Below are 19,870 nucleotides of genomic sequence, written 5' to 3'. Positions count from 1 at the left end.
CTCTCAAGACTGCGTTTCGAGGACGGGCGTCGGCGTGGACGCGGAGACGTGTGCCGGCATCGGCGCGTCGGGACGGAGGGTGTCGTGCGCAGGCACGGCGGGCTCCTCCGCCGAACTTTCGTGGTCGAGATCGGGCTGAATGCGGAACCAGGCCACATACAGAGCCGGCAGGAACAACAGAGTCAGCAGGGTGCCGACGATGATGCCGCCCATCATCGCGTAGGCCATCGGGCCCCAGAAGATCTCGCGCGCGATCGGGATCAGTGCGAGACTTGCGGCGGCGGCGGTCAGCAGAATCGGCCGCATGCGATGCTCGGTCGCCTCCACCACGGCGTTCCATGCCGGGCGCCCCTCTTCCCTGAGATCCTCGATCTGGACGATAAGGATCACCGAGTTTCGGACCAGGATGCCGATCAGGGCCAGCACGCCGAGAATGGCGACGAAGCCGAGGGGTGCTCCGCTCGGCAACAGAGCCATGACGACGCCGATCACGGCGAGCGGGGCGACCGCGAACACCAGAAACAGACGATGGAAGCTCTGCAGCTGGAGCATCAGCACTGTCGCCATGACGAACAGCATGAGCGGAACGATGGCCACGATCGGCGCTTGGCTCTTGGCGCTCTCCTCCACCGAGCCGCCGAGATTCACCGAATAGCCCGCCGGCAGCTCCTTGGTGAACTCCGCCACCTTCGGCGCGAGCTGATCGACCACCGTCTTGGGCTGCGCGCTGCCGACGACGCCCGCCTTCAACGTGATGGTCGGGATCCGCGCGCGCCGCCAGATCGTCGGCTGCTCGAGCTCGTAGCGCAGATTAGCCACGGCCCCGAGGGGCACGGACTGACCGCCGACGCCCGTCAACTGCAGATCGCGCAGAGTGTCGATGGACGCTCGTTCCGCCGCGGTCGCCCGTCCCGTGACATTGACCAGGTAGATGCTGTCGCGCACCTGGGTGATCGGCGTGCCCTCGAGCACCGAATTCAGGGTCGTGGCAATGTCCTCAGAGGTCACGCCGAGTTGGCGCGCCTTGTCCTGGAGAACGTCCACCTTGACGACCCGCGCCGGCTCCATCCAGTCGAACACGACGTTGCCCAGATCGGGGCTGCTCCGGACGATCCCGGCAAGCTTCTGCGAAAGATCCCGCAGCTTGCCGATGTCGGGCCCGCTCAAGCGGTACTGCACGGGACGCCCCACCGGAGGACCGACCTCGAGCAGCTTGACGTAGGTGTCGGTGCCGGGGAACGTCTTCTTCAGGTACGCCTCGAACTGCGCCTTGACCTGGTCACGCGCCTTGATGCCGCCCTTGGTCACGACCACCATCTGGCCGAACCAGGTGTTCGCCGTCTGCACGTCGAAAGACAGGACGAAACGCGGCGAGCCGGTCCCGACATAGGTCGACCAGTGATCGACCGAATGGTTGTCCTGAAGCTGTTCGCGCTCGAACCGCGCCATCTGCACGTTGGTGTCGGCGATGGAGGCGTTCTGCGGCAAGTTCCAGTCGATCACGAGTTCGGCGCGGTCCGAGGACGGGAAGAACTGCTGCTGCACGAATTGAAGACCGAACAAGGCGACCAGGAAGGCTGCGGCCGTCACCGAGATGGTCGTCCAGCGATGATGCATGCAGAACAGAAGCAGACGCGCAAACATCTGCGCCACGCGGCCCTTCTCTCCATGATGGCCCTTCATTTTGGCGGGCAGGATCGTGACGCCGAGCAGCGGCGTGAACAGCACCGCGACGATCCAGGACACGATCAGGGAGACGGCGATCACCACGAAAAGCGTGAAGGTGAACTCACCGGCATTGCTGCTGTTGAGCCCGATCGGGATGAACCCGGCTACCGTGACCAGCGTGCCCGTCAGCATCGGAAACGCGGTCGACGTATAGACGTGGGTCGCGGCCTTCTCCAGGGGCTCGCCGATCTCTAGCCGCGCCACCATCATTTCGACGGCGATCATGGCGTCGTCGACCAGCAGGCCCAGCGCGATGATCAGCGCGCCAAGCGAAATTCGCTGAAGCGAGATCCCGGCATAGGCCATCACGACGAAGGTGATGGCGAGCACCAGCGGGATCGCGACTGCGACCACCAGGCCTGCGCGCAAGCCCAGGCTGAGAAAGCTGATGCCGAGCACGATGATCACGGCCTCGAACAGCGCTTCCGTGAAGCCGGAGACGGCATGCTCGACGATGACGGGCTGATCGGCGACCTGGTGAACGCCGACGCCGATCGGCAGGTCGGCGATGATCCTGGTCATTTCCTCCTTCAGCCCCTCGCCGAAGTGAAGCAGGTTGGCGCCAGACTTCATGCCGATGGCAAGCGCGATCGCGGGCTCGCCGTTGTACCTGAACAACGTCTTGGCCGGATCCTCATAGCCGCGCGTGATGGTTGCGACGTCAGTCAGGGGAAAGAAGCGGTCGTTGATGCGGAGGTTGACCGCCTTCAGGCTTGCCTCCGAGGTGAACTGGCCGTTCACCCGCACGCTGATCCGCTCCGGCCCTTCCTGGAACACACCGGAGGGCGCGACCGCATTCTGCCCCTGCAGCGAAGCCATGATGGCGTGGACATCGAGGCCGAGGGCCGCGATCTTCCGGGTCGAGAATTCGAGATAGATCACCTCGTCCTGCGCACCGAGAATGTCGACCTTGCCGACGTCCGGCACGGTCAGCACCTTGGCGCGGATGTCTTCGACGTGATCGCGCAGCTGACGCTGGCTCAAGCCGTCGCTGGTGAACGCATAGATGTTGCCGAACACGTCGCCGAAGCGGTCGTTGAAGCCGGGCCCGATCACCCGTTGCGGAAACTCTCCCTTGATGTCCGCAATCATGTTGCGGACCCGGATCCAGGTCGGCTTCACGTCGGCGGCCTTGGTGGTGTCACGCAGATAGACGAAGACGGTGGTCTGGCCGGCGACGGTGACGCTCTTGGTGTAGTCGAGCGATTCCAGTTCCTCGAGCTTCTTCTCGATCCTGTCGGTGACCTGCCGGGTCATCTCCGCAGGCGAGGCACCCGGCCACTGCGCCTGGATCACCATGGTTTTGATGGTGAAGTCTGGGTCTTCCTGCCGGCCCAGCTGAAGGTACGCAAACAGTCCCGCCGCCATGAAGGCGATCATGAAATACCAGACGAGCGAACGATGACTGAGCGCCCAGTCGGAGAGGTTGAACGACTTCATGGCTTCTGATCCTGTTCGATGCGGACTTGCTGTCCTTGCTTGAGGCTGTGGATTCCGGCGGTGACGACGCGGGCGCCGGAGGCAAGACCGCCGATGACCCGGAGACCCGCGGGATCGGCAACGACATCGACCTTCTGCAGCGAGGCGGTGTTGGCGGTCTGATCGACGACCCAGACGAAATTTGCGCCCTCCTTGGCGAGCAGCGCCGAGGCAGGAACGTGCAGGGCCCGGGGTTGAGCCCTGTCGAGTCTGGCGGTCACGGTCGCGCCAAGCCGAAAGCTGTCGGGCGGATTGTCGAGGGCAATCCGGACGCGCCGCAGTCTGGTGACCGCATCGGCTTGGGGCGCAATCTCCCGGACGGTCCCCTGCACCTGAACAGCGGGAAGAAGCTGTAGGGAGACCGTGAACGGCAGCCCGATCTCCAGCGGCAGCGGAAAGTCCTCGCCGATATCGACGACGGCTTCGCGAACGTCCGGCCTTGCGATCGTCACCACCGTTTGACCAGGGGACACCACCTGGCCGACTTCCGCGCCGATCGCGGTGACCACGCCGGCGAAGTCGGCCTTGATCTGCGAATAGCCGAGCTGCTCCATCGCTTTGGTTAGATTTGCCTGTTCGCGCGCTACCGTTGCTTCGCCGCCGGCGCGCGCCTGTTCGGCATTGTCCAGAGTCTGCTTCGTGGTGGCGTCGGTGGTGATGAGCGTCCGCTGCCGTTCCTCCGTCGCTCGAACCGTCGCGAACTGCGCCTCGGCCTTGGCCAGCTGCCCTTTGGCGGCGCGAACGGCCAGTTCGAGGGCCGTCGCGTCGATGGTGCCGATCGTCTGTCCCTCATTGACGAGATCACCGACGTAGACGGGACGGCTCGTCAGGCGTCCCAGTACGCGGAAGCCGAGATTGGTCTTGTAGCGCGGCTCGATGACGCCCACCGCGACCGTATCGGCGGAATGATCGGCCTGGAGAAGCATCGATTGGACGGGACGGGTGGGCTCAGGCGCCTTCGCCTCCGGCTGACATCCGGCAAGCGCAAGCGCGCATGCCAGCGTGCCGGCGATGGTCACGGGGCTCGTCATGAGTGATCTCCTTCGTAAGTCACGGGCTGGCCCACGCTCAGGAGTTTGCCGCCGTCCACCACCACTCGCTCGCCGGGCTCGAGACCCGCCTTGATCAACACTTCCCCGGCCTCGTAGCCACCGACGATCACCGGCTTCAGGGAGGCGATCCGCGTCGCCGGATCGACGGTCCAGACCGCGGGTCTGGTGCCCGCCGCCATCAAGGCGCTCCATGGCAGGGCGACCTGCCGCTCGGCCTTTACTTTCACCGTTCCCGCGACGGCGCTTCCAAGCGTCATCGTGGGGGGCGGAGCCTTGATCGCCACCTTCACCCGAATGGTCGAACTCCTCGGATCGACGGCCGGAGAGATCTCTCGAACCTGGCCGTTCGCGGTCACGCCCGAGTCGGCCACCAGCCTCAACGAAACGTCGCCACCGTCGGCGTTTCCAAGAAACATCGACTCGTACACATCGAAGACCGCGTCCCGCTCGCCATCTTGTGCCAACGAAAAGACCGGTTGCGCCGCCTGCACGACTTGGCCCGTTTCCAGGTTGCGGGCGGTGACGACGCCGTCTGCCTCGGCCCGCAGCGCGGTGTAGCCGAGGGCGTCTTTCGACGTCCCCAGCAACGCTCGCGCCGATTCAAGCGCGCCCTCCGCGGTTCGCAATCCTTCCTGCGCCTGGTCGTAGGCCGTGCGCGTGGTGAAACCGCTTGCGATCAGCGACTTCTGGCGCTCGAAAGTCGTCTTCGCCACACGCAGCTGGGCTTCTGCGGCCAGCACCGCGGCCGTCGCGGCATCGACATCGGCCTCCTGCTCGGCGGGATCGAGCAACGCCAGCACTTCGCCCGCCTCGACGTGGGTCCCGACTTCGACGAAGCGCGCGATCACACGTCCGCTGACACGGAACGACAGATCGGCGCGGAAGCGAGGCTGGACCTCCCCGGTCAAGGTGAGGGAGGCTTGCCGATCCTTCGGCTGCACGATTTCCGTGCGCACGAAGGCGGCGCGGGCAGCGGGAGCGGCCGCGTGATCGTCGCAGCCTGCAAGCGCGGCGGCGACGAGCGCGAGCGTCAGTCCGCCGACGGGCCTCATCAAGCTCTTGTCACGGACGAATTTGGGACAGGGAGGTTTCATAGCGCGACCATGCGGTTGGAGGATGCGAACAGCTGACCCAAGGCATCGGACGGTTTCGGATCCGGCTTGGCTGCGACGGGTTGATTGGCTTGGTGCGAGACGGGGGCAGGCGAAGGAACAGGCGCGGGGTCGGCCGCCTTGGCCTTGACGGGCCGAGTCAACCTCATGCGCCGCGTCGCCATCCCCCAATTCGTCTGCCGCTCGCGCTCGGTCAGCGGAAACGAGAGAACGATCGACGTGAACTCGCTGCCGAAACCCTGCTCGATCCGACCGCCCAGGCTCCTGGCCAGGTCGTTGTCGGTCCGAACCCGCCGTCCGGAATCCGACCGCGCCGAACGCGAGCCGTTGTCGAGAACGATGCAGTTCACCAGTGCGCCGCGGCGGGTCAGCTTGACCTTGATCTCACCGGCACGCGCATCGAAACAGGCGTGTTTGGCGGCCGTCGCGATCAGGTCATGGACGATCAGACCAAGCCGCCAGCACCGCTCCGACTGAAGGGGGACGCACTCGGTGTCGAAGATCAGCTGGATCTTCATGCCGTCCAGTCGGGACCGGCGCATCGCGCAGCCCAACTTGCGGACGTGCGCTGCGGCATCGACGAGGGCTTCGCCTTGAGGCCGTGCGAGCATCAGATGCACTTCGGCATGTCCGTGCAGCAGGGAGGCCACATCGCTCAAGGCGGCCTTCGCTTCGGCCCCTTCGGCCCGGACGATGGCAGCCGAGACCAGATCGAGCGCCGAGGCGACGCCGTCCGCGACCCTGTGGTGCGATTCCCGCAACAAGACGCCTTCCGGCAGACGATGCGAATCTTGGCTCAAAACCGGCACTGCGTTCTCCTGAAGTGGATCGGATGATCGGCCGCGGCGCGCAGGCTTTTGCGGCCCCGATCATCCGAAGGCGCTGCAAAGCATTAATCAAACTATACCGTATATTTTCTTTTTCTTGCCTTTCCGTGCCGCCTATGTCAAGTGGCTTCTGCGTACGCACAGACTCGTGATTGGGAGACCGTCGATGACGAAGAAGACCACCCCGAAACGGGGCCGACCGGCGAAGGAATTCGCCGGCGACGTCCAGGCTCGGATCCTCGATGCGGCCCAACAGCTTTTTCTCGACAAGGGCTATCGCAGCGCGAGCATCGACGACATCTCCGAGCTGGCCCCTGCGAGCAAGCCGACGATCTATGCGCATTTCCAGGGCAAGGAGGCGCTGTTCGCGGCGGTGGTGGCCCGGACCATCAGCGGACTGTCGGATTTCGAAGGCTTCGAGCCGGAGGGCCGCACCCTGCAGGACAAGCTCATGAGCCTGGGCACCGCGATCGTGGAGAAGGTCATCGAAGAATCTCTGGGGATGGTTCGCGCCACCATCGCGGAAGCGCAGCGTTTCCCGGAGTTGAGCCGCAACGTCCACGACGCCGCGCGGGATCGTTCCGTCGGCGCCATTTCTCAGCTGCTGAACGAGACGACCCAGAAGGTCGCGCGCGCACCGAAAGGTCCCTTCACCGGAAAGCGCAGCATCGCCACCGCTCAGATCTTCCTGGATCTGATCCTGCTCCCGATGCTCTTCCGTTCGCTGGTGGGGGAAACGCCGAAAGACCTGCGACGGGAGTTGCCGTCTTTCGTGCGGGAACGCGTCCGGTTTTTCCTGTCGGCGTGCGAGGCGGATTGGACGCCTTGAAGCGGGCCTCCGCCGGACGCTAGGCCCGGCACGTCGCGCGGTAGTGCAGCGGCTGGCCGGCGACCTGCGCCGGCGCGGCGCTGCGGAGCGCGCCCGAGCAGAAGCTCATCATCTCGTCGAAGGCCGCCCTACCAGCCATCGTTCTCATGCGCGACGGATCGAGGTATGCACCCATCGCCTCGCACGTGCAGCGGGCCAGCGCCGTCGGGCTTCCTGCCCGGAATTCGCCACTCGCCTGCCCGGCCGCAATGATCGACCGGACCAGGCCGCGAACCCTGTCGGCGTGAGACAAGACGACCGGCCAATTCGCTTGTCCTGCGGCAACCACCAGTTCGTGCAGCCTCGCATCCTGCGCCAGCCTATGTTCATGACGCTGGGAGATCGTCCAAAGAGCGGCTTCCAGACGCTTTTCACCGGAGACACCACTGCGGGCCTCGATTCCCGCATCGGCGCACACCTCGCCGAGGAGTCCTGCCACCACGGCCTCCTCGACCGCTTGGCGGGAAGGAAAGAACCGATAGATATTCGCCGGGGACATGGAGGCGCTGCGGGCAATGTCCGCAACGGTCGTCTTCCGATAGCCGACGGCCCGGTACAGTCGAATGGCGGCCTGCACGATTCTTTCGCGAGGGCACGGCGATCCGCCCGGTGATCCCTGGGTGTTGTTCATCTTCGGGCTCAATGCGGCGGAATTGCCTGCACCTCGCGCCGGCAAGCCTCGCCGAATTCACGCAGCGGATCCATCTCCTCGAGGAAGCCCGGCAGGTCGACGAACGAGGTGTTCGGTGCCAGGTAAGTCTCGATGATCAGCCGTCCCGCCCGCTCTGCGGCATGGACCACCTCGTCGTCGGACAGTATCCGCATTCGCCCGATCAGCGCATAGAGATTCACCAGTGCCGGAATCTCGGATTTGTCGCTGGTCAGCGCGTCCGCATACAGCCGGGACGCCTCCTCGATGAAGCATCGATACAGCTTTTCACGTTTGACGAACGCGTGAGCATGATGGCGTTCGCGGACCCTCCGACGACGGGTCGCCCACCCCGTGACGATGGTGGAAATCGCTCCGAAGGCCGAGCCTCCGAACGCGGCGAAAGCGGGGAAATAGATCGTGTTCATGCGATCACTCCTCATCTTTTGCGCCGCGATGCCGACGCGCTTCCATCGTTCTGATCGAGGCTGCGGCGGCTGCCTGGTCGAAGACGGCCCCGCAAGCTTCGCTCAGGTCCGACCTTCTTTGCCGGAGACAGGCTTCCACACCGGTGGGGTCGGGAATGTAGCCGATGCATAGGCGAAACGCGTCAGGCGCGCAGGCGGCCCTTTGCGCGGCCGTGCCGCGGTCCTCCTGCGCGAACGCCGCACTGGCCACTGAAACTAACGTCACACCGACGAGCGCTGCTCGCTTCCTAAACATATCCGATCCCTTTCACCGATTGATTCATTCGACGGCGCAGCGTCGCTCGGCCCGAAGCCCCGCGGCCGAGCAGCGCGAACACGCGCTTGTGAGTCTCTGCACTTGACACTTTCGCGACCCATGCGGTATGCGAAATATACGGTATAGTTTATTTAATGGTGGAACGATGTCAAGCCTGCTGTTGACGCTCGCAAGGGAAAATCCCTGGCCCGGAATCGCACTCGCATCTCTCAATTTCATCGTCGCCTTGTCGCTCGTGGGCATGAGCCTGCTGCTGACGGTGACCATCGGGGCACTCGCCTGGCTTCACGAGCTTGCCGACCGGGAGCCCGCGCCCCTGCGATGTGGCGAGCCGACCGGGCTCCGGATGCCTTCGACGACGCTCGGTTGCACCCCACGACAATCCTGGCGGAAATTCTGACATGCTCGGCGTGATCGAAGTTTTCGACGTCATGCACCCGGATCCGGCCACCGGCCATCCAGTGTGGACCGGCCTCACGGGCACGCGCACAGCCCTCAAGCGGGACGGGCACGAGATCGATCCAAAAGCCATGGCCTATTGCCCGGTCGAATGGATCGACGAGCGCGGGTATCTCGATGTCCAGCTCGCGCGCCGGCATCCGCGACCCTGGGGCATCTGACAATGAGAAGGTCTCGTGCCATGTCCAGGATCGAGCTGCCATGAGCAGGCAATCCATGCTGTCACGAAGTGCGAGCGGCCTCGTCGAACCGGAGCTACCCCTGCGGGGCTATTTTCTCTGGGTCGGAGGCGCGCTGCTCTTGCTGCTTCTGGCAGCCGGTTGGGCGCTGCCTGCTCCTGCGCCGAGCCCACTCACGGACTCGCGTTCTGCGCTGCCGCCGATCCGGATCCGCTCCGACACCAAGGCACCGGAGGCGGTCGTCATCGATACCAGCGGGTTCGGACTGCGCGCGAGGGCTGCCGAGCATGACATCGCTGCCGAAGCTCCATCCCGGCTGCCCGAAACTCACCTCGAAAGTAGTGACGGCAATCCAACACAGCCGACTGATCTGCGCCTTCGGCAAAGCCTAGCGCAGTCGCAGCCCGACGTTCACGACCACACAGGCCAAACCGCCGGTCGAGAGGAGATCGGGGCGCGAGAGCGTAAACTCGCTCGAGCGCATCCCGTAAAGCGGCGGCACGATCTGCATCCTGCTTTCGCAAACGGGCTTGGTGCCTGCGGTTCATCGATCCGCGAGCGCCGCCATTGCCGAACCGCATGGTCGCCGAACTAATCACCCAGCCATTTTTGAATGAACACCAAAGGACTATCCGATGCCAAAAATGCAGTTGCTTGCCCTCATGGTTTGCTCCGCCGCCCTGACCGGGACGGGAGCGATGGCCGACATCACCCAAGCTCCTTCCGACGCTGCACAGCAAAGCGCTGCCGCGCAGGACGATGTCGACGAAGCGGCCATCCGCCGAGTGATCGAGCAGTTTCATACCACCCGCGTGCCGCTGGATCAGGCGATGACGATCGCCGAGCGCTTGCACGACGGCTCAAGGACCGCTGACGTCAACTTCGAGATATCCGGTCCGCCCGTTTACCGCGTACGCACGGTCAAGAACGAGCATATCTACGAGAACGTGATTGATGCGAGCACCGGGAGCGTGTCGCAGCGCGAGATTGCATCGTCATTGAAGGAACTCGATCGAGAAGATCTCGCCAAGGTCGTCGCCCTGAAGTGGATCAAGCAGGACCTGTCGGATGCGGTGCGGGTCGCGGAGAAAGCGGCGGAGGGAAAAGCGCTCGCTGGCGGACTGATGAAGCAGGACGGCAAACTCAATTTCGTTGTCGTCGTCGCCACCGGGGATCGCTTGAAGGAAGTGCTGCTCGAGCCGCCCAAGATCGGACGCCGGGAGTTAACTCCCCGCTGACCCGCTGCCGGGCCATATGCGATCATCGACACCGGGCTTCCGTTCGGACGGTCGCCGATCGTGACGCGCTCATACTCACTCTACGACCGCATCGTCCGCGATCTGCTCGCGATCTATGAGCGTAAGCCGCTGGACGCCAAATGCGCCGTCGACAGCCTGATCGTGGCAGTCTACGGCATAGTGTCGTTTCCAATGTACACGCGGACGATGGACTGGACCGATCCAATGCCGTTGGTCGAGATGGCCGTTTAGGTCCATGTTATCGGCATGTCGGGATCTAGACTCTGAGCTCGCGCGCCGTCCGAGATAGCGCGACCGGCGCAGCTCGCGCTGATGGTTCTCTTCTCGATCCACCCGGTCCCTGAGACTCTCAAGTTCTGCGAGTTGGGAAGCAAGCGCTTCGAGACGCTGGCGAAGAACAGCAGCGGGGTTGTCCACTCGAGCGCAGATTTTCATGTGAGGTCTCCTTGCAATATGTCCGCGAAAATTCCGCCAGCTTCGACGGTGGGCAAAAAATATGCAATCACAGGAAAAAGCGACTAACATTCGGCATGCTGCCGTCGCCGATAACGATGCGGCGGCGCGTTATAAGAGAGTACTCATGTGCCCAGGCGCGCGGCACGCTCCATTGGGCCAGGCTGCTCAGCATGCGATAACAGCGGGTCGAGCTGTTTTTAATGCTCGGAGCGGGTTGCGCTCGAAAGTCGAGTGGCGGCTCGCTCGCACTCGGGATTGTGGCTCCGCTCGTCGTCTTCATCTGCACAATCGACCCCTCCATATGCGGTCGGATTTCCGGAGTTCCCTCCCGTCGCGAAAGGTCCTTTTCCATCGGCCGCTCCGCCGGACCCGCCGCCACCACCGGATGGCCCTCCAGCAACAGATGCCCCACCACGCCGCCCCCCAGGTCCGCCACCGCCTCCAGGTGCCCCGCTGCCAGAGGACCCCGACACTGCAGAGGATGGGCGATCGTTGTCGAAGAACGACTGGCCCCTGTCGTCGTCATGCGTTGCTCCGTTCTGTCCGCCTGAACGCGCGATGGCCGTCGAGGTCAGCGAGGTCGACAGCAGCAGCGTCATGACGGGCGGTGTCACGGCCGCGAATCTTCCGCAGGTTTTCAGGAACGCCCGCCGGTCGTCATCTTCATTGCCACCTTGGGTCACGCTGCGCCCCTCGATTTAAATCGCTTTCATTCATTCGTATTATATATTAAATAGACTTTCAACCAAAACTTTTGTTTGAAAGGTGGAGATTGCGAAGCGTGCGCCACCGGCAGATTGCCAGCATTTCCATGGCCTCGGGTTTGCTACCCCCCGGCGCCGGAGCCCCGATCTGGAGTCTCAAATAACATTAATAACATTAATATGCATATATCTGATTTAACGTGGTTAAGGGCAGCGCACGACGGATGATGGCCATGCCACTGCAATTTCACCGGCCCATCGAAAACATGGAGATCTGGAGCGCGAGCGGCGATGGCTTCTCGTTTGTGATCAGCCTGGAGAGCCCTACCGGTCCAGGCTTTCACGGACGCTCCGGGTACCTGGCGAGTTGGCGACCACTCTACGAGAACAATGGCGCGATCAAGATCAGCGGGTCGCCCTTCCGAACCTTGGCCGAGGCCGAAGGAGCCTGCCGCAACATGGCCGAGCATCTGCGCGCCGCAACCGATGCTCACCGCCCAGCATGATGCGATGTCCAGCTAACGCGTACGTTCCGGAAGGACATTGCTGCGCTTGACGTCCTCGTCGTTTCGAACCGCCGGATCCTGCTGTAGTAGGCCGGAAGGGTCGAGTTCACGTGCGGCCGCATGTTGCCCGTTTTGCGAAATTGCCAATGCCGCGAGAACTGTTCGATTGCTGATATCGAGCTTCTGAAAGATGTGGTGAAGGTGGACTTTGATCGTACCGTCGGTAATGTTCAGGAAACGCCCAATCTCCTTGTTCGACAGCCCCTCCGATACGAGTCTCATGATCTGCCGCTCCCGGTCGGTCAGCTGCGTCGGAGGCTTCTCCTCACCGGTGCGAGACTCCCCACGGCGCGCGCCACCACTGCACGGCGACCGCGGTGCTGCCGGTCCTTCCGCAACCTTCCTTAGGGTCGCGACCAGCATCTCCGGCTCAGCATCCCTCGTGAGGGCAAGGCAGGCGCGGCCCGCGGCCAGCGTCTGCAACCTTTGATCGCCGGCCTTTTCAGCAAAGAAAATGACCCGGGTACCCTGGCCGGCGGACTTTGCGAGAGCTAGAATGTGCGACCGACTGAAATTGGGCATTGCAATATCGACCAGTGCGATGTCGGGCACCAGAAGTCGGATCGCCCCAATGCAGCTTGCAGTATCGCCGCAGGCGGCCACGATCGCAAAATCGTGCTGCGTCTCAAGGACGCTGCTGATCCCCTGCAAGACGATCGGGTGCCGATCCGCGATGACGACTCTGATCCGGCGCATGCTTCCCTTGCCTATTCCTGATACCCCGCGTGGCAGTTTTTATTCCTACATTCGCCTCAAGACGCGCGGGAAGCACAACCAATCCGATCTGCCAAAACGCCGCACTGTCGATTTGTCACGGCGCATCGGCAACGCATGATGGCCACACCATTGTAACTCGCTTTGAGAATGCGTGCAGCACCGTAGGATTCCGGTCCTCCATGGAAAATCCGAAGCAGCCAATTCATCGACAAAAACAGCGCCTTCTCAGCTGGCTACGATCTGCAAAACTCTCCCGCGGATCTGGCGGCCCAGTATGTGGCTGCCTCGTCAGGATTGGTTAACCGCGATCAAGCTCATCACCGACCACTTATTACGAACGATATATAGTCACATTCACGATTCAAATCTAACATTCGACAAACTTGACCGGAGCGAGGCAGCTGGAAAAGCCTCGACCCATAACACGAAGAGGAGGCTCAAAAAGTAATACTATTCATCCAACATCAATACGAGTGGAAATTTTCCAACCATTAATCAGACGTCTCGAATGACAATGGCTCTGCTTCGGCAGTAGCACCGATGAAAACCTCGTCAGCAAAGTTCGCGCGACATTTTCGCCAACCCGGCAAACTTCAATCTGCGTCACGGGTCATCGCTGGTAATGAGTAGGTGGTCACATGTATTCTTCGGCTGTTTTGCGACAAACGCATGAATCTCTGATCGTTCAATTCACCGAATTGCAAAATTTACGTAGTCGCGTGTCGATGGCCGAGCAGCGCCTGCTCGGCCCGATGCGGAGGGTCCGCCGGCGGAGACCGGCTGGGAGGCGACCGGCCGGTCGAAGGCACAGGCCCGGCTGGTAGCGCCAGAAGCACCGCACTGCACACTAGAGTTCTGTGCGCGGGCCGATCAGGCTTGCCCGACGGGGCTTTGACCTGATAAGCCCCCCTCCTATTTCGAATCGGAAGTAGTGGGGACGGCTTCCATGGGGAACGACGAGTGGGCATCCACGGCCACAGCCGAGCTGTGGCGGCTTTACGATGAGGTGACGGCTGTTCTTAGTCGGAGAATGATTGCGGAGAAAGCCAAGCTCGAAGAGCGGCTTCGCAGGATAGAGGGAACTTCCGGGACCCCCAACGAGGAACGCGCGCGCCGCCCCTACCCGCCGGTGCTGCCGAAGTATCAAAATCCGAAAAACCCGTCCGAGACCTGGTCCGGTCGTGGCAAGCAACCCCGCTGGCTGAAGGCGCAGCTCCGAGCCGGCAAGAAGCTGGGCGATTTGTTGATTAACCGCTCGTCCATCCACAAGCGCCGCCGGACTGGTTGAGCACGGCCCGGCCCGACGCCGTACACACCGCGACGGCGCGGCCGTCCATGGACTACGAAATCTAGCGATCGCGATCCTCTTTAGGACTGCCGTCACCGCCGCCGTTGCCGTAGCCACTATTGCCATGCACAATACGGCCTCTGAACTGGCTATGGCGGCTGAAGTCAGAGAGGTAGACAGCAACAGCGTCATGGCTGGAGGGGTAACGGCAGCAAATTTTCCGCAGCTTTTCAAGAACGCACGACGGTCTTCGCCGTCGGCGTCAAGGTGGTCATCAGTGCCCTCCTCCAATCGTCGCTGAGGTGAAAATAGGGCAGAATGGACATACTGCAAGTTAACTTTTTGATTCAGAAATTTCAAATGCCGACCCGCCGTCACGGCATAATGCTCACCGGCCATTACTAGCTATGAGGCTGCATTACCGCACCGTCTCGGGCCCAGCGGTCGTCATTGACATTAAATCGGCAGTAATATAATTATAAATGCATTAATTAACTCGGAAGCAACCTTCGCTCATAAAACCCTTTCGGCGCACAACGAGCTCAGGGCAGCTCGACCACATATGCAGCGCACAAAGCATTGCTCTCGCCAAGTGTAAAAACGAAAGTCAGTTCATGACCGGAACCGGGACCGGAGCAGCATTCGGGCAATTGCGGTCTGGCTTCGACACGGCTTTGCGACCAGGATTCTCGCTGCCGCGTCTGGGAGCCTTGATGAGCCGAGCGCTCACGGAAACGCTCTTAGACCTGTCGGAATTAACGGTTCTCACTGAGGCCGCGACCGGCGCATATGCCGTGACCGCCGTGCTGGCAGCGATGGCTGGAGCCAGGCACGTCTATGCCTTCACGAAACCTACGCGGCACGGCACACCGGGCGATGCCAGGCGACAGACTCTGGAGCTTGCAGATTCGGTCGGTGTGGCCGATCGCATCGACGTCTTGGAGCAGATCACCCCGGGTATTCTCAATCAAACGGATATTATAACCAACAGCGGCCATCTTCGGCCTCTTACCGGTGCGCTAATCGATAAGTTACCAAAGGAGGCCGTTATCGCCTTGATGTTTGAGGCTTGGGAATTTCGCGCCAACGACCTCGACATGCAAGCGTGCTTGCGGCGCGGAATTCCGATTGTCGGCGTGAACGAACGCCACCCGGCAGTCGATGTCTTCTCGTTTCTCGGTCCACTGAGCGTAAAGCAACTTCACGATTGCGGTTTACCCGTTTACAAGAATCGCATTGGTGTGCTGTGTGACAATGACTTTGTTGGCTCGCTCCGCGCCGGTCTCGCGAACTCTGGAGCGAGCGTGGAAACCTTTGACAGCGTCCAAGCTGTGTATCGCGACGAGTGGGACGCAATCATCGTCGCGCTGCGACCGGCGGCTCAGCCTCGTATCGGTTCGCCGGAAGCAACGCACCTCGCTGCTTGCGCGCCCGCCGGCGGGGTTATCGTGCAATTTTGGGGCGATATGGATCGAACCGTATTGTCAGCAAATGGATTGGCCGTTTGGCCAACAGCGCCTCCCGCATTGGGGCACATGGGCATTCTCCTCTCGGAGATTGGCCCTGAACCGATCGTGAGACTGCAGGCAGGCGGCCTGCGTGCTGCCGAGTGCGTTCGGCGCAGTAGACCTATTTCGACTGACGGATTCGCGCAAATCGTTACTGAGCCCCTGATCGAGCTTTCGCCGATTCACACCCCGCCCTCGCCTCGATAAAGCGTCGCCGAGGCGAGAAACACTACAGCGCATGTCAAACCCGTGCAGCAGTCAACGATACGATTTCTGTCGGGCGCCACGCAGGCGGGAAGAAGCAAAGGGTCCGTGATCCACGTGGGGCGATGGGGTGCTCCAGAAGACAGGCAACACCTAATTCCAGCGCGAAATTCGTCGCCTCCAGAAGCGGGATGCCTCTGCTGGCCTAGCTGGTAGGGCAATTACTCCTCTCGCGCATCGAGGAGCAGCGCCGACCAAACCTGTTTCAACCGCGGATAATCTTCGCGCGACATTCGAAACGTGATTACATCGTCGCCGTTCCACCAAGCCTGGGACGCAATCTTTTCGACCTGGAAACCGAGGCGAATATGCAAGCTCTTCGAGAGAACGTTTTTGCTTTGCACGTTGGCCACGACGACCGAAAGCCCTAGTTCCGCAAACGCAAACGTGAAAAGCAGATCGAAGACCTCGGCCACAAAGAGACGCGCACCAGGATCGACGATCAAGCGCGCCACCTCGCCGCGTTTCGCCGCGAAATCCACGTTTGCAATGGCGATGCTGCCAGCCGGCTTTTTCGACCGCTTGAACTCGGCAATGAGATAGTAGTCGTCCGCCCGAGCCTGGTAGGTTCGGAAAAACTCTTCCTGCTGGGTCAACGTCAGCTTTTCGCGGGTCATGAACTTGCCGAGAACGGGATCATTTCGCCAGGCGACGATTTGCGCGGAGTCGTCCAGCCGGATCTCTCGCAGGGTCAGGTTATTCCCCTCGGGAAGCCGTTTGAGATTCTCAGTCTTGGTAGAAAGCGTGGCCAAGCCCAGCCGCTCCAATCCCACATGCGCCGTCATCTATTCATTATACCTTAATTCGAGTAATTTAAATATATTTAATTGACCAGAAAGCTAGCGTTATTTAAGGTGCGTGACAATTAAATGATAATGATTTCCTTAATGGAGGCCCGCTATTCTCGCTTCTGCTCCCGTCTTGCCGGACCAGCACTTAAACGATGCCGAGCTCAAGTCCTTGGCGCTATCCGGCGACGCCGCGTTCTGGGGACATCTTGCCGCCCGCTCGCGGCAGGCTGCGAGCTTTTCCGAAATATTCTATCTGTCGACACTTCGGAAGAAGGCGAAGCGACATACGACCGAAGGTGTCCAGCCGAGACTCCGCCTCGCATTGATCGGCGGTTACAACCTGTACCCATTGCACGAATTGGTTGAACACCTTCTGGCCATTCGTGGAGTTGAGTGCGAACGCTTCCTCGGCGACTATGATAATTTCGTCTCGGAAATGCTCGACGGTTCGAGCCCACTGTACGCTTTCAAGCCGGATCTCGCCTTCATTCTGCCGAACGCGAGGCACTACCGGTTTTCCGGTTCGCTCCTCGATGCCGTGGAACATCAGCGCGCAGCTGCAGTTGACGCCGCGGAGCACCTCCTCAACCTCGCGCAGACTTTCATCGAACGCTCAGGTGCGTCGGTGATTCTCGCCAATCTTCCGCTGCCCAGTGACCTCGATCTCGGTTCGTTCCGTTCACGCACGCTTGGCGCCGATTGGAGTTTCCGCAAGGCGGTAAACCTTGAGCTCGGGCTCCGGGCCCCGGCCGGGGTGCAAATCTGCGACGTCGAGTTTCTCTCGGCACGCCGAGGGATCACGGCCGCGGAGGATGCGCGAGGGTGGTACGAATCGAAGCAGCCCGGTTCACCTGATTTTCTAGTGGACGTCGCGCAAGAGCTAAGCCATTTGATCGCCTCCCGTAAGCAAGGTCCCAAAAAGGTGCTGGCCGTCGATCTGGATCACACGCTATGGGGCGGCGTGATCGCGGAGGACGGCATCGAGGGAATCGAACTTGGCGACTCGTCTCCCCGCGGCGAAGCTTTCAAGGCTTTCCAGAAGTACCTCCTTGCGCTTTCCGAACGCGGCGTCCTGCTCGCGGTATGCAGCAAGAACGACCATGCGCGCGCGATCGAGGTCTTCGAGAAGCATCCAGAGATGGTTCTCCGCCTGGAGCACTTCGCAGCCTTCAAAGCCAATTGGGATCCGAAGTCCGACAACCTGCAGCGTATCGCGGATGAACTCCGCGTTGGCCTGGACAGCTTCGTCTTCGCCGACGACAACCCCGCGGAGATCGAGATTGTGCGCCAGTTTCAGCCCCAGGTCGACGGCGTGCTCCTGGGGCCAGATCCCGCCGAATTCATCGGCCGCCTCCAGGCCGGGCGCCATTTCGAGCCTCGGAACGTTACAGAGGAGGATCTCGAACGGACGACGCAGTATAGGCAGGAACGGCGACGTACGGAGCTCGCGGCGAGCGTGACCGACATGCCAGCCTATCTCGCCTCGCTGGAGATGAGAGGCACGATCAAGGAGTTCGACTCGCTCGACCTACCCCGCATTGCCCAGCTGATCGCGCGCAGCAACCAGTTCAACCTGACGACCTTGCGTCGATCCGAAACCGAGATCCAGGGGCTCTTAAGACGACCGGACTACCGGTGCTTTACGATGCGGCTTGAGGATCGGTTCGGTGATACCGGGCTCATCTCTGTGGTCATTGCAAAGATCGAGGGCGGCGTCTTCGTTCTCGATACCTGGCTCATGAGCTGCCGCGTCCTTAAGCGCCAGGTCGAGGACGAGATCATGAATGAGGTTTTTCGCCTTGCAGAGGTCGCCGGCTGCGCAAGAGTGCGCGGCATTTATCTTCCGACGGCCAAAAACGGGATCGTTGCCAGCATTTACGAGGAGTTTGGCTTCGTGCACACGGAAGACTCCGCCTCCCGAAAGGAGTTCGAGCTCGAGGTGGAGAAGTATAAGAGGCGTTCGACAAAGATCCGCGTAACCCGGAGGGCTTATGAAGCAAGCTGAAGTACTAGCGAAGTTGCAGGAGGTCTTCGACGGCATCTTCCTTGAGAAGGTCGCGGCCAAGCCCGAGCTGTCGGCGGCCGACGTCGAGGAGTGGGACTCCCTCATGCAGATCTCGCTCGTCATCGCCGTCGAGCAGAAGTTTCGCGTGCGATTTCGCGTTGGCGAAGTCGAAACGGCCCGGAACCTGGGTGAGTTCGCCGACCTGATCGCGAAACGGTTGGAACCATAAGAGCTGCGCATCGCGAGCGTCTTCGGGGCTGGCAACGAAGTCCGCAGCCGCTTCATTCAAATTGCGGGCGCCTCTTCCCCCCGGGATCGAGCGACGTGGATAGTGCACGGTCCGTGACGCGCGCCCGCTTCCTTCAAAATTCAAGAGAAGTTGACCAGCGTTACTTCCCAGCAGCTAAAAACAATTTCTATTTAATTGCCTTTTATGTTATTTAAAATTATTAACTCGAATACCACGGCAACCACGCTGTCGCTGCACCTCGCGCAGGTCGGCCGGCAAGTTTAGACCCTAGCCAAATTCCTTGACTAGCCCGGGGAGTACAACGTGGCTGTCACCACCACTCTGCTCACCACCCAGACACCGTCCATCACCAATGCCACCGACGGGACAGGGGCGGATTACGAGCTGGGGATGCGCTTCACCAGCGACACATCCGGCGTGATCCAGGCGATCCGGTACTACAAGGCCTCGAACGAGACCGGCACCCATGTCGGCCACATCTGGTCGGCAACGGGCCAGGAGCTGGCGACGGTCACGTTCACCAGCGAAGGCGCATCGGGCTGGCAGCAGCAGGCGCTCGCCACGCCGCTCACCATCGCGGCCGGTACGACCTACGTGGTCTCGGTCAATATCAACAGCTACTACGTCTCCACCCCGCAGGGCTTCGCCTCCGGCATCAGCAACGGCGGCCTGAACGCACCGGCCGGCGCCGGCGTCTTCGACTACAGCGCGGGCGTCTTCCCAGCCGCCGTCTACCAGAATACAAACTATTTCCGCGACGTCGTGTTCGCTGCGGGATCGTCCAAACCCAACAATCGCCCCGGCACGGTAAGCATCAGCGGGACCCCGACACAGAAACAGATTTTGACCGCCGCGGTGAGCGATGCGGATGGAGTGCCGAGCGCCGTCACCTATCAATGGCAGCAAAGCACGAACGGCACCACATGGAGCAACATCACTGGCGCGACGGCGAGCACGCTGACCCT

The 19,870-nt window shown here is 61.5% G+C and carries 20 protein-coding genes and 1 pseudogene; 11 read left to right on the top strand and 10 right to left on the bottom strand.

The window, feature by feature from the left end:
• Window positions 1-3: 3 nt before the first annotated feature.
• From ABIC03_RS36375 to ABIC03_RS36360, 4 genes are read right to left on the bottom strand one after another with little or no spacing between them, the layout of a single operon-like run.
• Complete coding sequence (locus ABIC03_RS36375; RefSeq protein WP_354065388.1) at window positions 4-3,168, bottom strand: efflux RND transporter permease subunit; 3,165 nt, start codon at window positions 3,166-3,168, stop codon at window positions 4-6.
• Window positions 3,165-4,238 (bottom strand): efflux RND transporter periplasmic adaptor subunit, encoded by a 1,074-nt coding sequence (locus ABIC03_RS36370; protein ID WP_354065386.1) that lies wholly within the window; start codon window positions 4,236-4,238, stop codon window positions 3,165-3,167. The genes ABIC03_RS36375 and ABIC03_RS36370 overlap by 4 nt, the downstream gene beginning before the upstream one ends.
• Window positions 4,235-5,311, bottom strand: a complete 1,077-nt coding sequence (locus ABIC03_RS36365) for an efflux RND transporter periplasmic adaptor subunit (protein WP_354065384.1) — start codon at window positions 5,309-5,311, stop codon at window positions 4,235-4,237. Before ABIC03_RS36365 ends, ABIC03_RS36370 begins: the two co-directional genes overlap by 4 nt.
• Window positions 5,312-5,349: 38 nt before the next feature.
• Window positions 5,350-6,180 carry a sensor histidine kinase family protein gene (locus tag ABIC03_RS36360; RefSeq protein WP_354065382.1) on the bottom strand — a complete coding sequence of 277 codons (831 nt, stop codon included), beginning with the start codon at window positions 6,178-6,180 and terminating at the stop codon, window positions 5,350-5,352.
• Window positions 6,181-6,364: 184 nt separating this feature from the next.
• Between ABIC03_RS36360 and ABIC03_RS36355 the strand changes: the two genes are divergently transcribed.
• Window positions 6,365-7,027, top strand: a complete 663-nt coding sequence (locus ABIC03_RS36355) for a TetR/AcrR family transcriptional regulator (protein ID WP_162479041.1) — start codon at window positions 6,365-6,367, stop codon at window positions 7,025-7,027.
• Between the two features lie 19 nt (window positions 7,028-7,046).
• Here the strand turns inward: ABIC03_RS36355 and ABIC03_RS36350 are convergent, their stop codons facing one another.
• On the bottom strand, window positions 7,047-7,697 hold the full coding sequence (locus ABIC03_RS36350) for a TetR/AcrR family transcriptional regulator (RefSeq protein ID WP_354065379.1): 651 nt from the start codon (window positions 7,695-7,697) through the stop codon (window positions 7,047-7,049).
• A gap of 8 nt (window positions 7,698-7,705) precedes the next feature.
• Entirely contained in the window at window positions 7,706-8,143 is a 438-nt protein-coding gene (locus ABIC03_RS36345) for a hypothetical protein (protein WP_245289054.1), read from the bottom strand.
• Between the two features lie 461 nt (window positions 8,144-8,604).
• Here ABIC03_RS36345 and ABIC03_RS36340 point away from each other — a divergent pair, with 461 nt between their 5' ends.
• Both ABIC03_RS36340 and ABIC03_RS36335 read left to right on the top strand, forming a co-directional pair.
• The gene (locus ABIC03_RS36340) at window positions 8,605-8,859 is read left to right on the top strand and encodes a hypothetical protein (RefSeq protein WP_354065377.1); all 255 of its coding nucleotides are present in this window, start codon (window positions 8,605-8,607) and stop codon (window positions 8,857-8,859) included.
• Window position 8,860: 1 nt separating this feature from the next.
• Window positions 8,861-9,079 carry a hypothetical protein gene (locus tag ABIC03_RS36335; RefSeq protein WP_354065375.1) on the top strand — a complete coding sequence of 73 codons (219 nt, stop codon included), beginning with the start codon at window positions 8,861-8,863 and terminating at the stop codon, window positions 9,077-9,079.
• Between the two features lie 406 nt (window positions 9,080-9,485).
• Here ABIC03_RS36335 and ABIC03_RS36330 read toward each other — a convergent pair whose 3' ends face one another.
• Window positions 9,486-9,608 (bottom strand): hypothetical protein, encoded by a 123-nt coding sequence (locus tag ABIC03_RS36330; protein WP_283814490.1) that lies wholly within the window; start codon window positions 9,606-9,608, stop codon window positions 9,486-9,488.
• 187 nt (window positions 9,609-9,795) lie between these two features.
• On the opposite strand from ABIC03_RS36330, the gene ABIC03_RS36325 reads away from it, so the two are divergent.
• Window positions 9,796-10,335, top strand: coding sequence for a PepSY domain-containing protein (locus ABIC03_RS36325; RefSeq protein WP_354065373.1), 540 nt, complete (start codon window positions 9,796-9,798; stop codon window positions 10,333-10,335).
• A 60-nt stretch (window positions 10,336-10,395) separates the two neighbouring features.
• A complete protein-coding gene (locus tag ABIC03_RS36320) occupies window positions 10,396-10,587 on the top strand; it encodes a hypothetical protein (protein WP_354065371.1) in 192 nt (63 codons plus the stop codon).
• Between the two features lie 569 nt (window positions 10,588-11,156).
• Here ABIC03_RS36320 and ABIC03_RS39325 read toward each other — a convergent pair.
• A pseudogene (locus ABIC03_RS39325) lies at window positions 11,157-11,495 on the bottom strand (hypothetical protein); the annotation flags it as partial.
• A gap of 254 nt (window positions 11,496-11,749) precedes the next feature.
• Between ABIC03_RS39325 and ABIC03_RS36310 the strand changes: the two are divergent.
• Entirely contained in the window at window positions 11,750-12,022 is a 273-nt protein-coding gene (locus ABIC03_RS36310; protein ID WP_166517484.1) for a hypothetical protein, read from the top strand.
• 12 nt (window positions 12,023-12,034) lie between these two features.
• On the opposite strand, the gene ABIC03_RS36305 is transcribed toward ABIC03_RS36310, so the two are convergent.
• The gene (locus ABIC03_RS36305) at window positions 12,035-12,778 is read right to left on the bottom strand and encodes a LuxR C-terminal-related transcriptional regulator (protein WP_354065367.1); all 744 of its coding nucleotides are present in this window, start codon (window positions 12,776-12,778) and stop codon (window positions 12,035-12,037) included.
• Between the two features lie 967 nt (window positions 12,779-13,745).
• Between ABIC03_RS36305 and ABIC03_RS36300 the strand changes: the two genes are divergently transcribed.
• Entirely contained in the window at window positions 13,746-14,087 is a 342-nt protein-coding gene (locus ABIC03_RS36300) for an H-NS histone family protein (RefSeq protein WP_354065365.1), read from the top strand.
• Window positions 14,088-14,701: 614 nt separating this feature from the next.
• Window positions 14,702-15,802 carry a hypothetical protein gene (locus ABIC03_RS36295; RefSeq protein ID WP_354065363.1) on the top strand — a complete coding sequence of 367 codons (1,101 nt, stop codon included), beginning with the start codon at window positions 14,702-14,704 and terminating at the stop codon, window positions 15,800-15,802.
• Between the two features lie 218 nt (window positions 15,803-16,020).
• Here the strand turns inward: ABIC03_RS36295 and ABIC03_RS36290 are convergent, their stop codons facing one another.
• On the bottom strand, window positions 16,021-16,644 hold the full coding sequence (locus ABIC03_RS36290) for a GNAT family N-acetyltransferase (protein ID WP_354065361.1): 624 nt from the start codon (window positions 16,642-16,644) through the stop codon (window positions 16,021-16,023).
• Window positions 16,645-16,780: 136 nt separating this feature from the next.
• Here ABIC03_RS36290 and ABIC03_RS36285 point away from each other — a divergent pair, with 136 nt between their 5' ends.
• The 3 genes from ABIC03_RS36285 to ABIC03_RS36275 all read left to right on the top strand — a co-directional run.
• Window positions 16,781-18,655, top strand: a complete 1,875-nt coding sequence (locus tag ABIC03_RS36285; protein WP_354065359.1) for an HAD-IIIC family phosphatase — start codon at window positions 16,781-16,783, stop codon at window positions 18,653-18,655.
• Window positions 18,642-18,884, top strand: coding sequence for an acyl carrier protein (locus ABIC03_RS36280; RefSeq protein ID WP_354065357.1), 243 nt, complete (start codon window positions 18,642-18,644; stop codon window positions 18,882-18,884). Before ABIC03_RS36285 ends, ABIC03_RS36280 begins: the two co-directional genes overlap by 14 nt.
• Window positions 18,885-19,208: 324 nt before the next feature.
• On the top strand, window positions 19,209-19,870 hold a 662-nt coding region (locus ABIC03_RS36275), incomplete at its 3' end, for a DUF4082 domain-containing protein (RefSeq protein WP_354065355.1).

The organism is Bradyrhizobium sp. RT6a (assembly GCF_040547675.1).
In the GTDB taxonomy this organism is placed as follows: domain Bacteria; phylum Pseudomonadota; class Alphaproteobacteria; order Rhizobiales; family Xanthobacteraceae; genus Bradyrhizobium.
Note: the sequence above shows the minus strand (reverse complement) of the source record. Positions and strands in the feature narration are given on the sequence as shown.

Bases quoted from the DNA above. Each gene is read 5' to 3' on its own strand.
- ABIC03_RS36375 (WP_354065388.1), bottom strand. From the start codon at position 3,168: ATGAAGTCGTTCAACCTCTCCGACTGGGCGCTCAGTCATCGTTCGCTC.
- ABIC03_RS36370 (WP_354065386.1), bottom strand. From the start codon at position 4,238: ATGACGAGCCCCGTGACCATCGCCGGCACGCTGGCATGCGCGCTTGCG.
- ABIC03_RS36365 (WP_354065384.1), bottom strand. From the start codon at position 5,311: ATGAGGCCCGTCGGCGGACTGACGCTCGCGCTCGTCGCCGCCGCGCTT.
- ABIC03_RS36355 (WP_162479041.1), top strand. From the start codon at position 6,365: ATGACGAAGAAGACCACCCCGAAACGGGGCCGACCGGCGAAGGAATTC.
- ABIC03_RS36350 (WP_354065379.1), bottom strand. From the start codon at position 7,697: ATGAACAACACCCAGGGATCACCGGGCGGATCGCCGTGCCCTCGCGAA.
- ABIC03_RS36345 (WP_245289054.1), bottom strand. From the start codon at position 8,143: ATGAACACGATCTATTTCCCCGCTTTCGCCGCGTTCGGAGGCTCGGCC.
- ABIC03_RS36340 (WP_354065377.1), top strand. From the start codon at position 8,605: ATGTCAAGCCTGCTGTTGACGCTCGCAAGGGAAAATCCCTGGCCCGGA.
- ABIC03_RS36335 (WP_354065375.1), top strand. From the start codon at position 8,861: ATGCTCGGCGTGATCGAAGTTTTCGACGTCATGCACCCGGATCCGGCC.
- ABIC03_RS36330 (WP_283814490.1), bottom strand. From the start codon at position 9,608: ATGCAGATCGTGCCGCCGCTTTACGGGATGCGCTCGAGCGAGTTTACG.
- ABIC03_RS36325 (WP_354065373.1), top strand. From the start codon at position 9,796: ATGGCCGACATCACCCAAGCTCCTTCCGACGCTGCACAGCAAAGCGCT.
- ABIC03_RS36310 (WP_166517484.1), top strand. From the start codon at position 11,750: ATGCCACTGCAATTTCACCGGCCCATCGAAAACATGGAGATCTGGAGC.
- ABIC03_RS36305 (WP_354065367.1), bottom strand. From the start codon at position 12,778: ATGCGCCGGATCAGAGTCGTCATCGCGGATCGGCACCCGATCGTCTTG.
- ABIC03_RS36300 (WP_354065365.1), top strand. From the start codon at position 13,746: ATGGGGAACGACGAGTGGGCATCCACGGCCACAGCCGAGCTGTGGCGG.
- ABIC03_RS36295 (WP_354065363.1), top strand. From the start codon at position 14,702: ATGACCGGAACCGGGACCGGAGCAGCATTCGGGCAATTGCGGTCTGGC.
- ABIC03_RS36290 (WP_354065361.1), bottom strand. From the start codon at position 16,644: ATGACGGCGCATGTGGGATTGGAGCGGCTGGGCTTGGCCACGCTTTCT.
- ABIC03_RS36280 (WP_354065357.1), top strand. From the start codon at position 18,642: ATGAAGCAAGCTGAAGTACTAGCGAAGTTGCAGGAGGTCTTCGACGGC.